Raw genomic sequence first — 13,342 nt, 5'->3', positions numbered from 1 at the left:
CGGCAGCCTCCAAGGCACATCTCACTGCTATGCAAACCTGCTGGTTCCTTCGCAACGGCTTGTTTGAAGCAGCAGGTGGTGCCTCTTCCAATCTAACTTGGGCCACGATCGTGGTGGCGGATGCTGTTGGATCAAGTTGGAGACGTGTCAGCGAACCTGTAACTGAGCACTGAAGGGCATAACAATGAGGCAGATCATACCAACGCTCGACCATGTGGTTATCAACGTGCTCGATCAGCTCGATTTCGCGGCTGATCTATACCGACGTCTGGGGTTTCAGCTGACCGAGCGGGGGCACCACACGTTAGGATCGAGCAATCATCTCGCAATCTTCGGCGAGAACTACCTCGAACTGCTCGGGTATGAACCTGGACGACAAACCGAACGGGCGGATCTGTGGAAGCATCCATTGGGCCTGACAGGGCTGGTATTCAAGACAACAGATTCCCTGGCTCTTCACACCGCCCTTGCCGACAAAGGCGTGCCTGTCGAGAATCCGGCCGAGTTCTCGCGTCCCGTCTCCCTCCCGGGCGGCACCCGGGATGCGGCGTTTCGGGTTGTGAGGCTTGGGTCACAGCTGATCCCGAACGGCCGTGTTTTCTTCTGCCATCATTTCACACCAGAACTCGTCTGGCGTGACGAGTGGCGCCAGCATCCCAACGGCGTCGTTGATATCATTGAGTTCATAATCGTGGCCGACGACCCATCGAAGACAGCTGACCTCTATCGGACGATCTTTGAGTCTGAAGCGGTGACCGAGGTTTCTGGCGGTCATGCATTGCAGGCGGGCCGGGCGACGATTAAGTTTCTCAGCCCTGCTGAGGTCGACAGGCGCTTTGCCGGCGCGGCAGCGACCAGCACAAGTCAGGGTGATCGTATGATAGCGTTGACGCTCCGAACACGCTCCCTTGATTTGGTTTTCGAAAGTCTCAGGTCCGGGCAAATTGCTGGTGCGCATGCAACGTCGGATCGCGTTGTCGTACCTGCCAGCGAGGCTGGCGGCGTGGCCCTTGCGTTCGTCGAGTGAGGCAGCGGTTTAGCGCACGAAGGATGGTGGCCCTTCGAGTTTTGGCTCATTGAATTCCTCCAGACTTAAGCGAGTAACCTACGGGTCTTTGTGGAACAGGGTTGCGACGATGGCCGTTGCAAGCCGCTCTGCAGCAATATTGGTACCTGGAAAATCGCTGACGATGGCTCTGTGACTGAGTGCGGAATCAACCTTGGATTGGTATAGAGGCGAGCCTTTGGGATAGAGGCGCGTGTTTCAACAGCTTATAGTTGCAATGGATAGGAAACTCGTTTTCGGGGGAAAAGCGACTGGGCCAGCTGGCTCGCACGCTGCTGGGTCCACGACCAAAAGTCGAGATTCGGCACAGCCAGATTTTCGCTAGACACATCAAGGACTTGAATTGGTAGACAAGAAAAAGGCGGGCGCAGAGCCCGGCGAAGTTAAACCGCTTCGACTACGCCGACGGCCTCTGTACCGAGGCCGCTCGGAAGGAATGCGGGATACAGGCCAGACCGCACATAGGTCTCGACATGGTTCAGGCAGATCGCCGTGTGCCGAATACAGGCTTCACCTGGTCCTGGCTGACCAACCTTGACCTCCTCCCAGGGGAGAACCTCAGGCCCTCCGGTTTCATAGAAGCGAACAGCGTGAGCCATGATGCCGTCTCCTAAGTGCTAAATCGTAGTTTCATCTCAGGGAACATTGAAGGTCTGCAGGAAAACGAAGTGCGATCTGAGGTCCTACACCGGAGCAGAGAAGTTGCTTGTGTATCGTGCGAGACGATCCTGTTTCAAAAAATCTCGCGCGCAGCGTCAAATCCCCTCACGAGGTCGGTCTTTAGGTCGGCGACGTCCTCAAGCCCGATCTGGAGCCGGATGACGGGCCCGTCGTCTGGCGCGCGCAGGATCCGGCGCTCGTCCAAACCGACTTGGAGTGCCAAACTCTGAAATCCTCCCCATGAATAGCCGAGCCCGAACAGCGACAGGCCATCCAAGAAGGCTTGTGCCTTGGCTCTGAAGTTCTGCCCCCTTGAAACAGCCAAGACAAAGGAGAAGACACCGCTTGCACCATTGAAGTCGCGCTTCCAGATATGGTGCCCCGGGAAGCTCGGCAGAGCCGGGTGGAGAACGCGCGCGACATCGTCCCGTGACTCCAACCATTCTGCAATGGCGAGAGCACTCGCCTGATGGCGCTCAAGGCGCACCCCCATTGTCCGAAGACCGCGGAGAACCTGATAAGCATCGTCCGCAGCGCCGCAGATACCAAGTTCTCCATGGGCCTGCTGCAACGGGTGCCAGTGCTTGGCATTGGCTGAGGCGGTTCCCATCAAGATGTCAGCGTGACCTGCAGGATATTTCGTTGACGCTTGAATGGATACATCCACGCCAAAATCGAGTGGCCGGAAGTTGATCGGGGTGGCCCAGGTGTTGTCCATCGTCACGACGGCGCCGTGCCTGTGAGCGACAGCCGCGATTGCAGGAATATCCTGCATCTCGAACGTATTCGATCCCGGTGCTTCGGTATGCACGAGTTTGGTGTTCGACTTGAACAAGGTCTCAATCGCAGCGCCGAGGGATGGGTCGTAGTACTCGACCTCGATGCCGAACCGGGTCAGCATCGAATCGCAAAAGTGGCGGACGTTGCCATAGACGGTATCAACGACCAGGGCGTGATCGCCGGCCGAGAGATACGCCAGAAAAGTTACCGTGACGGCAGCAAGGCCGGAAGGAAGAATGATCGTGCCCGCCGCTCCTTCGAGCTCATTGATGGCCTCGCAGAGAGCATCGGTTGTTGGGGTGCCGCGTGTCCCGTATGTGTATTTCTGTCCATGGGTTTCCATCGTGCGGGCATCGGGGAACAGGACCGTTGAGGCACGCACCGTCGGCGGGTTGATGAAACCGTGATAATCAAAGGGACTGTACCCGGCCCGAATGAGCTGCGTGTTTGGACCGACCCTAATGGAATGGTCGTCCGTCACCTTCATCTGTTTTGCCATGTTGTGTTTCTCTGGAAGAATGAACGAGCCGAAGCCCCACTACAGCGGGTTCCCAGAAAGATGGCGCTCCAGGACGGGAAGGTTGTCCGTTGCGCCGCCAGCGCTCGTGAGCCGCAGGAGTGATTTGCTTCAAGCTGCGGAAGCGGCGCCCGTCGAGAGCATCGAAGGAAGGCTGTGAAGATAAGAAGCGATAGCCACCCTGCTCCGGAACAGCGATACCGGCGGTCATGTTGCCGATCTCGATGACGCGTGCTGTAACAGGTGCTCATGCGCCAACGACAGGAGAGAAGGTGGTTTCGGGCGGACGGAGCATGCACGACCAGTTATCCTTGCATTAGGCCTAGGACCACGGGGCAGCACAGGCTCCGTGGCGCTCCAGTGTTTGATTACGCGGCGCAAGCTGCTCACCATCAGATCACCGCGGCTGTTCAAGCGGCGAACCCTCCTGATCAGCACGGTTATGTTGGTTTCACCATTCCGGTCTGTCAACCAGGATGTTCTTTCTAACGAACGTTATGTTAGAGTGGTCTCGTCTCGAAAATACGAGCTGCTCTGAATGGTTCTTCGTCAATAGAAGATCTTCATGGTTTGAAGGCTCAAAGAGGAACAATTGTTCTTCTCTAAGAACCTCTGTCGAATTCTTCTTCAACAGAGGCGTTACTCCGATCCCGTGAGACTTTAGCATGGACCATGACGTCCGAGACTGGCTCTGTCTCAGTTCCGTGAAGGTTGTCCAATGAGTGCCGCAGCTGTCTCAGAGACTGGGGATATGGGCCAGTCCAAGTCGAATCTACCCTAAACCCCAGACTGCTGTCCGTGTCAAAAATTCCCGTATTGTCGAAATGACGATCTCGGGCGCCTCGACATGCACAGCGTGGTTAGCGTTCGGAACTTCGAGAAGTTCGCCCCTCGGTACGCGCTCAGCGATCAGTCGGGAGTGGTTCGGCGGGCAGATCCAATCCTCAGCGCCGCAGATCACCAGTGTCGGTACTAAAATATCCTTCAGCTTGTCGCGCAGATCGTACCGCCGCTCCTTGAACAGCGCGTTGTGGGTTTCGGCGTGCAGATGCATCGTGCGCGTCCGTTCGAGCGCTGCATCGGGATCAAAATTCTCGTAGTAGAGAGGCTGCAACGCCAGCCAGATCAGCCTCAGCTCGGTATCGTCCTTCACCCTATCCGAGAACATCTTGTCGAGCATATCGAGAGACGCGCTTGAGGCCTTGTGGATGCGCTGCTTGAAGACAACCATGGCGTCATCTTCATGGTGATAACTCGCCGCCGTGCCACGCAGGATCAGCCGGGAAAGGTTGTGGCCGTATTTGACGGCATAGGTCAATGCAATCATGCCGCCGAATGAACCACCCTCAAGGATGATCTTGCGTCCGCCGCATAGATTGATGCGAAATGCCTCGACGTCATCGGCCAGCTGCTCGAACGTATAGGGAGGCGTGAGGCTCGTCTCTCCGCAGCCGCGCTGGTCGTAGGCAATGACGCGGTACCTGTCCGAGAGAGCCTTATAGGCGTTGAACTCGCCGCGCCGGTCTCCGATGCCACGGCCGCCGTGCAGCGCGATTATGGTCTCGGCATCGGGATCGCCCGCATCATCATAGACAAAGGTCGCGTCGTTTAGAGTAATTGTCGGCATTGATGTCGTCCCCAATAGATTACTAAGCGAGGTGAATTTGCAGGGATTGCTTTTCTCGGATCCAAAGGTCAATCGTCGTCTCGACCACGGACATTGGCACTGGGCCCAGAGCCAGAATGCGATCGTGAAACTCGCGGATATCGAAGTCCTCGCCGAGTACCTGCTCCGCGGTGTCACGAGCGCGCTCAATCGCGATCATGCCGAGATAGTATCCCAGCGCCTGGCCCGGCCAGCTAATGTAGCGATTGAGTTCGGCTCCTACCACCTGCGCAGGGAGGCCTGTATTCTCAGCCATGTACCGGCTGGCGCGCTCATATTCCCAGCTCTTTGCATGAATTCCGACGTCGACGACCATCCGTACCGCTCTGAGCATAAGAAAACTCCACATGCCGAACAGCTCGTAAGGAGTCTCGTAGATTTCCATTGCAACTCCGAGCCGCTTTTCGCAATACAGCGCCCAGGCGTTGCCGTAGGCGATTCCGTAGGTCTCAGACCGAAAGGCCGGGCGGCTCTTGTTCTCCGCGGCAAGGGACATCTGGAAGCAATGTCCCGGTACCGCCTCGTGCAGCGTCAGGACCGGCAGGATGTAGAGCGGCCGTGCCGTAAGATTGTAGGTGTTCACGAGATAAAGGCCGGGGCCGCCGGTACCCATTGGATACGCTGGTGCGATAGCGTCGGGTACTCTCTCAATCGCAAAGCGGCGTCGTGGCAGAAGGCCGAAGAACCTGTCGAGCTTGCCTTCTACCTTTTTTGTGATCCAAGCAGCTCGCATGAGCAACTCTTCGGCCGACTTTGCATAGAACTGGGGATCAGACTTCAGGAACGAAAGAAAGTCAGCGAAGCTTCCTGAAAACCCGGTGGCGCGCATGGCCGCCATCATGTTCTCGCGACAGGTCTCCACTTCCCGCAGACCCGTATCGTAAACTTCCTCTGCACCGATCTCCAGCGTCGTGAACTCGCGCACCTTCACCTCGTAGTAACGGGGGCCATCAGGAAGCTGGGCCGCAGAGATCCGCTGCGTTGCGGCGGGCGAGTAGACCGCGCGCATAAAATCAAGAAGGTCGGCGAAGGCCGGAAGGACGGCGTCATTGATAGCGGATAATGCCTCGTTTCTCAGCTCGTCTCGTGTCCCAGGGGGTATCTGGGGCGGAAAGGCAAGAAACGGCTTGAAGTAGTCTGTGTCGACGGGATGCTGCGCCAGCACAGCCTCAATTGTTTTGATAACGGCCGGAAGGACAACCGACGGCTGGCTGAAGCCGCGCATCAATCCAAGTCTCATGTTCTCGATGTTTTCCCGGAAATATCGGGGGATGTCGCGCATCAGGGTGATGGCATGCCGATATTTCTGTTCTTGGTCGAAGGTCTCCTCGCGTATCGAGGCCGCCGTATCGTCCCAGAAGCTGGTAAATCCATTGAAGGGTCGCTCATAGTCCCGAAACTGCTGCGACCTGAGTAGCGCCTCGACCTGATGACGGAGTACAAGCAGGTCTTCCTGCCCGGCATCGGACAGAGCAGTACCATCGATTTCAGCCAGGTCCTGCAGGATCGCCGTCCAAAATCGACTTTTTTCGGTCTGCGTCGGCACATCAGCCTTCGGAAGTTCGCCGCGCAGGGGCACATAGGCGCCGAGTTCGCGCACCACATGGCGGCGGCGAAAACTCCATTCGCGCGCCGCAATGTCGGCCAGTGTCTTGTCTGCGGCACAAGCATCGTTCGGCATCGCATTCCCAGATCGGAAGAGGAGGGCCGCCCGATGGAGGCGACCTCAGGGCCCCGCCCTCCTCCGGTGCGGGGCCCTTCAAGGATCAGTTTGCGGGCTTCATGTCGAAAGCGCGAACCCAGTCGTCGCCACGCGCTGCCCAGGTGATGCGCCTCGAGAGACCATAGGTCGTCGGCTGCGTGTAGAGGAACAGCACTGGCGCCTCGTCGCACATCACTTCTGTCGCCTTCTTGTAGGTCGCGAGCCGCTTGGCCTGGTCCATGGTGGAGCGGCCTTCCTTGAGCAGGCGGCCAAATTCGGCGTTGTCCCAGTAGGCATACATGTTGCCGGGCTCAAACAGGGTCAGCAGTCCATCTGCGTCAATCGTCGGCCATGCCTGGCTGAGCAGGCTAAGGCGGCCGAGATCCTTCGTCTTCAGGTACTTGTCCATCCAGTTACTGAACTGCATTTCGACGATCCTTGTCTTGACGCCGATCTCCTCCAACTGGCTGGCGACGGCCTGCACCACTTCCTCGCCATTGAGATAGGTGCCGGACGGAACCTCGAGCTCGATCGGCTGCGATGGCGCGCCTCCGGCCTTTTCCAACAACTCGGCCGCCTTGTCTGGGTCATAGGGATAAGGTTTTAGATCTGGGTTGAAGCCGAAGTAGGCCTTCGACATGACTTCACACCGGGCGATTTCAGCCTGGTCGTTGAAGATCGCCTTGACGATGCCTTCCTTGTCGACCGCGTAGTTCAAAGCCTGTCGAAACAGCTTGTTGTCCAGCGGTGCTTTCTGCGTGTTGAACTTGATGAACACGGTGCGAGTGCTCGGCACAGCTCCCGCCTGTGCATTGCCAGTAGCCTTAATGCGCTCGATCTCAGTCGTCGGAATCGAGTTGATGAAATCTACCTCACCAGCGAGTAATGCCGCGACGCGGCTTGCAGCGTCCGGGATGACGCGGATCGTGTACTTGGCAAAGTCAGGCTTCTGGCCCCAGTACTTCTCGTTGACCTCAAGTGTAATGCTTTCCCCTGGTTTGACGGAAGTGATCTTATACGGTCCTCCGGACGTGGTCTCGTTTCCTGGCTTGTGCTCGCCCGCCCATTTTGGAGGCAGCAGGAAGAACATCGATAGTTGCTCGATGAGCGCGGGGTAAGGCGCGCTCGTCTTGATCTCCAATTCGGTAGGGCTGACGACTTTAACGTCCGAGATGAGCGTGAACCATGCTTTGATGCGGGCGTTAACCGCCGGGTCCCGGACGCGGTCGAAGTTCCATTTGACCAGTTCCGCGTCGATCTTTTCGCCATCGGCAAACGAAGCGTCCGAGCGCAGCTTGATCCGCCAGGTCAGGTCGTCCACGTTTCTCCATTCTGTGGCCACAGCCGGCTGGATCTTCATGTCAGGCCCACGCAGTACGAGCGAGGGATAGATATGGCTGAGCAGGCTAAGGTCGGTACCGACCGACGCGGTCATGTGCGGGTCGAACGTGTTCACTGTGTTCGCGACCGCAACCGTTAGCGTCTTTTCCTGTGCGAGGGCCGTGGAGGCCATAAGAGCGCCCAGCGCCAAGCTGGTTGTTACCGAAATGATCTTCTGTTTCATATTCCGTCTCCATTCGCTTCAAGGATTGGTTTTCTTCATTCAGCTGCCGAACTACGACAGGAACAAACGTTCGTATCCCAGGCGCTATTGAGAATAGCGGGGTGCCTTACTTTCCTTCGACCGGGGTCGAGTGGCCGAGTGTATGCATCAGTCGGTTCGCCCAGCCGAAAATCGCTGCCGAATGAATGAGGTCCACGATCTCCGCTTTAGAAAGACCGTTGTCGCGCAGCGCCTGTACCTGTTCCTTCGTCACATGCGATGGTGTCTCAGACAGCGTTCTGCAGAAATCGACAATCGCCTGAACCTTGGGTTCGAACGGCCCTTCAAGCCCGCGGAGGTAAATCTGTTCGACCACGTCATCACGCTCGGCGAGTTCAACGTAGCGGCGGGCATGGACCGAGGCGCAGTAGATGCAGCGGTTGACCGTGGATGCTACCAGGGCACCGAGTTCCCGCTCGGCGCGGTCGAGACCGCCCTTAGCATACATGATCGCATTGAATAGTCTCGTTCGCGCCACATACGATTCCGGGTCGTGCGCCAGCGTTCTCACATAAGGTGAGACTTTTGTGTTAGACGGGGTCACCTGCATGGCCGCAAGTTGCTCGTCCGTCGCAGACGCAACCTCGACAGGCTCGATATACGGCGCCCAAGAGAGGGGTTTTACCTTGAAACGCGACGTGCTCATGCAACCTGCTCCAGCATTTCTAGTGCAACGATGACACGCGCCTCAAAATTCACGAAAGCAATCAATTCGGAAAGAGCGATAATCTGCGGGTTGCTAAGCCCGGCAGCCTTGAGACGCTCGATGTCGTCCCTTGTGCTGTCGCGCGGGGTTTTTGTCACCAGATCGACATGGCGGACAATTGCCAGGAGAAAATCATCTGTATCAACTGGAAGTTCCGCTCCCGAAGCGACTGCAGATAGTGCTTGGCTGTTTGACTGTTCGTTGAGGCTTCGGGTGTAGCTATGCGCCAAGTCCGCGCGGCCGATAAAGCGCGCCATGCGGGCCGCCAGCGCCGCACGAAGGACATGGCTAAGGTCAAAGCCATGGTTGGGAGATAATACGGTTTCCCGGCAGGCCTCGGTGCCTTCAACGTACTCCGGTCGTTCGCGGCGGATGTGGTAAAGTTCAGATTCGGGTGTCAGCCCGGATAGTACATCGATCTGATCCATATCTTCAGTCCTCGTCTTGTTTGTCTGTCGGTGCGCACCAGGGGCGGATCGATATCAGACAGGAATTCGGCGCGGTCGCCTGCGAAAGATGCGATGCCGGTGTGATTGCAGTTAGGGTGTTGGGGTTGCCACCATGATCGACGCCCTGGTCATCGGGGCGGAACCAGCCACCGGCCGGCAGCACCGCGACACCTGAGATCAGCCCGGCGTTGAGCGTTAGGGCTGCGATTGTCCGGCCACGATCGTTGTAGAGTTCGCAGAGCTGGCCATCCCGCAGTCCTAGTAGCGCGGCATCGGCCGGGTTTAGCGTGAACCGCTCATAGCCATTCAGTTTCGCGTTCTGGCTGGCTACGCTGTGTTCCAGCTGCCCATGCAGCCGGTGTGCCGGCTGCGGGGATAGGAGGTGAATGGGATGCTGCCGCGCGAGGGGTGCTCCAAGCCATTCTTCCGGCGGCATCCAGACAGGATGGCGGCCGATATCCGGGTAACCGAAGTTGCCTATCTCGGAAGAAATCTCGATCCTGCCGCTCGACGTCCTCAAAGGCGAAGACTGTGGATCCGCAACGAAGCGGCCAAAATGATCGGCTGGCGCAGGTGCTTCTTCGCCCTCGTCGAGTGCCGCAAAGCCGCACATCTTGAAGGTTTGGAAGTCCGGCAACTCGGGATACCGGTCACGATACCCTTCGTAAACTCGCGCCAGCCATTCGTTCGTACCGAGCCCTCCATTGAAGGCCTCCAGGCAACCGAGCTTTGCGGCAATCAAGCAATAGGCTTCGTGATCGGTGAGGACGCCTGCCGGCGGATCCATGACGCGTCTGCTGTAGACCAGCCAGTTGTCGCGGGACGACGCTGCCACATCGTCTCGCTCGAACGGAAAGGCTGATGGCAGGACGATGTCCGCCATCCTGGCCGTACCCGTCCACATATTCTCGGTGACGATGACGGTCTCGGGTCGGCGGAAGGCTTCCGCCAAACGGTTCAGATCCTGATGGTGGTGGAACGGATTGCCGCCCGCCCACCAGACAAGGCGGATGTCCGGCAGTTCGAGGCTGCGGCCATTATATGCGAGGCGGCTACCGGGGCTTTCAAGAAGCTCGGTGATACGTGCCACGGGGATGTAATGTCGGACCGGGTTCTCACCCTGCTCGAAGACTGGACCTTTAAGCCGACGGACCGGTTGTCCGACGGAGTTGACGGCCGTCAGCCCGAAGGCAAATCCGCATCCTCGCGTGCCCACATGGCCTGCCACTGAGGCAAGAGCAATCGCCGCCCAGAAAGGCTGCTCGCCGAAGCGCGCCCGCTGCAATGACCAAGCGACATTGACGAGGCTTCGGTTGCAGTGCAGGTCGTCGGCCACCTCCGCGATGACATCCGCCGGTACACCAGAGATGTTCGAAGCCCAGGCCGCATCCTTGGCAATGCCGTCTGCATCTCCTTTCAGATAGCGTTCGAACTCCGCATAGCCGACCGTGCAGCGCTTCAGGAACTCCCGATCGACGCGGCCTTTTGCCAGCAGGGTATGGCACATGCCAAGCATGACGGCTGTATCGGTGTTCGGGCGCAACGGGATATGCCGCACGTTCGGTCCCGCCGGAGCATCGCTGGCTGCCGGGCTGAAAACGACGATACGAACGCCGCTCTGCTGACAGCGCCGTAACCACTCGACCGCGCGATGGCTGCCGGTCCCGCCCGCTTCGACCTGCGCATTTGTCAGCCGGAAGCCACCGAAGCCGACGAGCAACTCGCAATTCTCGGCAATATCGCTCCATGACGGCGAGGTATCGCAGGCATCCTTGTAATCCGGCCCGAGGATGTAAGGTAAAAGCACGCCTGCCGCACCATAGGAATAGGTGTTGACCGAGGACGTGAATCCCCCAGCCAGGTTGAGCAATCGCTTCAGCTGACTTTGGGCGTGGTGAAACCGTCCGGCACTGGCCCAGCCATAGGAGCCGCCAAAGACCGCCTGGCCACCATGGGTGGAATGCACCCGGCGAAGCTCGTCGGCGACGAGCGTCGAAACCTTGTCCCAGGAGACCTCGACAAAATCCTCCCTGCCCCGCTCCGAGCTCGTCCCGGCAAGCGGTCCTTTGTCCAGCCAGGAACGCCGCACCATAGGGACACGGATACGTTCCGGATGATCGGCCAGGTCCAGGTAGCCGAGCCCCATCTCGGCCGGATCAGGATCGTGCCGGAACGGCTTGAGACATGGCTTTCCGACCGCGTTCGCGGCTACTTCGTAGGTACCGAAGTGTGTTGCGAACAGGTGCATCTCGCTTCAGGCCTCCAGCACGAAATGGCCCTCGTCGACGGACCGCAAAATTGCCGCTTCCGGCGGGAGATTGGCGTTGACGTCAAAGGAAATCGGATGGCGATCTCGTTCGATATCCGGATCCGGAACTGGGATCGCCGAGAGGAGCGCCCTGGTATAGGGGTGCTGCGGGTTCTCAAAGATCGCTTCGCAAGGGCCGATCTCAACGATCCGGCCCCGCAGCATCACCGCGACACGATGGCAGAGATAACGGATCATCGACAAGTCGTGGGCGATGAACAGATAGGTGAGGCCCAACTCGTCCTGGAGGTCCTGGAACAGATTGACGATCTGCGCCTGGATCGAAACGTCGAGTGCGGTAATCGGCTCGTCGGCAACGATGAAGGCGGGATTGAGTGCGATTGCCCTTGCGATGTTCACACGCTGGCGCTGCCCACCCGAGAATTCATGCGGGAACCGTTTCATGAACGCCGGATCGAGACCAACCTTCCGGAAGAGCGCGGCGACCCGGCCTTCCCGTTCCGAGCGGGACCCGGCCAAGCCATGCACGTCAAGCGGCTCGCCGACAAACTCACCCACGGCCATGCGCGGATTGAGCGAGGCATACGGATCCTGGAAGATGATCTGCATGTCGCGGCGGTAGGGTTTCAGCATCGGCTTGGAGAGACCTGTGATGTTGTTGCCCTTAAACGATATCTCCCCGCTCGTCGGCTGTTCGAGCTGCAGCAGAACCCGCCCGGTCGTGCTCTTCCCCGAGCCGGACTCGCCGACAAGGCCGAGCGTTTCGCCAGGTGCGATATCGAAGCTCACATTGTTGACGGCCTTCAAGGGCGGCGTGGTGGCGCCAAAGAACCTCTTCACACCACCGTAGGTTTTGCACAGCCGGTTGACGGAAACGAGCGACTGGCAATTGGCTGAAAGGCTTTCGTTCATGGCCGCGCCTCCTGAGTTGCGAGCTCGGCGCGCAGGTCGTACCAGGCGGCTACCTGATGACCGGGCACGCTGTCGGCGGCCTCGACAAGCGGCGGCGTCTCAACCTTGCATCGAGCGGTGGCAAAAGGGTTGCGGGGGGCGAACGGGTCGCCGATCGGCTCGCGGGTTAGGTCGGGCGGATTGCCCGGGATCTGGTAGAGGCGTGTAATTCCGCGCCTGCCACCATGAGGCAGGGATTTGAGCAGCCCCCAGGTATAGGCGCTACGCGGATCATGGAAAACAGAACGAACCGGTCCCCGCTCCATGATGCGGCCGCCATACATCACCTGTATGGTATCGGCCAGACCCGCCACGACGCCCATGTCATGGGTGATCCAGATGACGGTCGTGCCGATCTTGCGCTTCAGGTCGCGAACGAGATCAAGGATTTGTGCCTGTACGGTGACATCGAGCGCCGTTGTCGCCTCGTCAGCGATGAGGAGTTTCGGATTGCAGGAAATGCCTATGGCGATCATCACGCGCTGGCGCATGCCGCCGGAGAACTCATGCGGATATTGCCTGGCGCGGCGGGCTGCATCCGGGATGCCGACGAGTTCCAAAAGTTCGATGACGCGGGCCTGCGCCTGCGCCGCCGACATGCCGAAATGGCGCCGCAACGGCTCGGCAATCTGCCTCCCGATGGTCAGAACCGGATTGAGCGAGGTCATCGGGTCCTGGAAAACGAAACCGATTTCTTTGCCCCGCAGGTCGAAGAGTTTGCGCTGGGATAGCTTCAAGAGGTCGCGGCCGTTGAAGATCACCTCACCCCTGACGATGCGGCCCGGCGGCGTCGCGATCAGCCCCACCATGGACAGCGCATGCACGCTCTTGCCCGAACCGGATTCGCCGACGATGCCGAGCGTTTCGCCCTCTTCAAGACTGTAGGAGACGTCGTTGACGGCATGCACCGTGCCAGACGGCGTGTCGAAGGCGACGGTCAGGTTGCGAACTTCGAGCAGCGGGGCCATCGGCG

10 protein-coding genes and 1 pseudogene are annotated in these 13,342 nt (G+C 58.8%); 1 reads left to right on the top strand and 10 read right to left on the bottom strand.

Annotated features, from left to right (window positions below):
• The first annotated feature begins 184 nt into the window (after window positions 1-184).
• Window positions 185-1,027: a VOC family protein gene (locus tag U0023_RS31900; RefSeq protein WP_009490166.1), complete on the top strand. Its 843-nt coding sequence runs from the start codon at window positions 185-187 to the stop codon at window positions 1,025-1,027.
• Window positions 1,028-1,452: 425 nt separating this feature from the next.
• Here U0023_RS31900 and U0023_RS31895 read toward each other — a convergent pair.
• From U0023_RS31895 to U0023_RS31850, 10 genes and pseudogenes are all read right to left on the bottom strand, one after another.
• Window positions 1,453-1,665 (bottom strand): annotated as a pseudogene (locus U0023_RS31895) (quinone oxidoreductase); the annotation flags it as partial.
• 134 nt (window positions 1,666-1,799) lie between these two features.
• Window positions 1,800-2,993 (bottom strand): cystathionine beta-lyase, encoded by a 1,194-nt coding sequence (locus U0023_RS31890; RefSeq protein ID WP_040638178.1) that lies wholly within the window; start codon window positions 2,991-2,993, stop codon window positions 1,800-1,802.
• An 802-nt stretch (window positions 2,994-3,795) separates the two neighbouring features.
• A complete protein-coding gene (locus tag U0023_RS31885) occupies window positions 3,796-4,650 on the bottom strand; it encodes an alpha/beta fold hydrolase (RefSeq protein WP_009490172.1) in 855 nt (284 codons plus the stop codon).
• 22 nt (window positions 4,651-4,672) lie between these two features.
• Window positions 4,673-6,370 (bottom strand): DUF885 domain-containing protein, encoded by a 1,698-nt coding sequence (locus U0023_RS31880; protein ID WP_009490174.1) that lies wholly within the window; start codon window positions 6,368-6,370, stop codon window positions 4,673-4,675.
• Between the two features lie 85 nt (window positions 6,371-6,455).
• Complete coding sequence (locus U0023_RS31875) at window positions 6,456-7,955, bottom strand: ABC transporter substrate-binding protein (protein ID WP_009490176.1); 1,500 nt, start codon at window positions 7,953-7,955, stop codon at window positions 6,456-6,458.
• Window positions 7,956-8,061: 106 nt separating this feature from the next.
• A complete protein-coding gene (locus U0023_RS31870) occupies window positions 8,062-8,640 on the bottom strand; it encodes a peroxidase-related enzyme (protein ID WP_009490178.1) in 579 nt (192 codons plus the stop codon).
• Window positions 8,637-9,128, bottom strand: a complete 492-nt coding sequence (locus tag U0023_RS31865) for a CMD domain-containing protein (RefSeq protein ID WP_009490180.1) — start codon at window positions 9,126-9,128, stop codon at window positions 8,637-8,639. Before U0023_RS31865 ends, U0023_RS31870 begins: the two co-directional genes overlap by 4 nt.
• A 4-nt stretch (window positions 9,129-9,132) precedes the next feature.
• Complete coding sequence (locus U0023_RS31860) at window positions 9,133-11,397, bottom strand: molybdopterin-dependent oxidoreductase (protein ID WP_009490182.1); 2,265 nt, start codon at window positions 11,395-11,397, stop codon at window positions 9,133-9,135.
• Between the two features lie 6 nt (window positions 11,398-11,403).
• Entirely contained in the window at window positions 11,404-12,330 is a 927-nt protein-coding gene (locus U0023_RS31855) for an ABC transporter ATP-binding protein (protein WP_009490184.1), read from the bottom strand.
• Window positions 12,327-13,337, bottom strand: coding sequence for an ABC transporter ATP-binding protein (locus tag U0023_RS31850; protein WP_009490186.1), 1,011 nt, complete (start codon window positions 13,335-13,337; stop codon window positions 12,327-12,329). The genes U0023_RS31855 and U0023_RS31850 overlap by 4 nt, the downstream gene beginning before the upstream one ends.
• Window positions 13,338-13,342: the final 5 nt, after the last annotated feature.

Origin of the sequence: Microvirga lotononidis, assembly GCF_034627025.1 — a bacterium.
GTDB lineage: Bacteria > Pseudomonadota > Alphaproteobacteria > Rhizobiales > Beijerinckiaceae > Microvirga > Microvirga lotononidis.
Note: the sequence above shows the minus strand (reverse complement) of the source record. Positions and strands in the feature narration are given on the sequence as shown.